Below are 356 nucleotides of genomic sequence, written 5' to 3' on the forward strand. Positions count from 1 at the left end.
TGCCGTCGCACAGGCTGACGGCCCATATCGATCTCCACCCCTGGGAGGCTTCCCATGACCACCGTGACGTCCCCATTGGCAGGACGCGCCGTCGGACTGGTGCTGGTCGACGGCAGCCCACCGCCGCATGGCGCCCAGGTAGTTCCCCAGCGTCAGATGCCCCGTCGGCTTGACCCCGCTGAGGATTCTCACCGGCACCCCGGTCCCCTCCGACCAGGTACGGAACGGTCCCCGCACCGGAGTGGCAGGGGACGGAGGCAACGGCGACCTCCACCCCGCGCGCCACGGGATCCCCCACCACCCCACGGTCACCCCCTACCTGGCCCATCTCCCCCAGCGCCGCTCAAAATGAACCG

Annotated in this window: 2 pseudogenes; one reads left to right on the plus strand and one right to left on the minus strand. The window is 70.2% G+C overall.

Going from position 1 to position 356, the window contains the following annotated elements:
• Nucleotides 1-78 precede the first annotated feature (78 nt).
• Nucleotides 79-192, minus strand: a pseudogene (locus tag ADK36_RS50145) (tryptophan--tRNA ligase); the annotation flags it as partial.
• Here ADK36_RS50145 and ADK36_RS50150 point away from each other — a divergent pair.
• A pseudogene (locus ADK36_RS50150) lies at nt 158-352 on the plus strand (DNA-3-methyladenine glycosylase); the annotation flags it as partial. The pseudogenes ADK36_RS50145 and ADK36_RS50150 overlap by 35 nt on opposite strands.
• Nucleotides 353-356: the final 4 nt, after the last annotated feature.

This window comes from Streptomyces viridochromogenes (genome assembly GCF_001270495.1).
GTDB classification, from domain to species: Bacteria; Actinomycetota; Actinomycetes; order Streptomycetales; family Streptomycetaceae; genus Streptomyces; species Streptomyces viridochromogenes_A.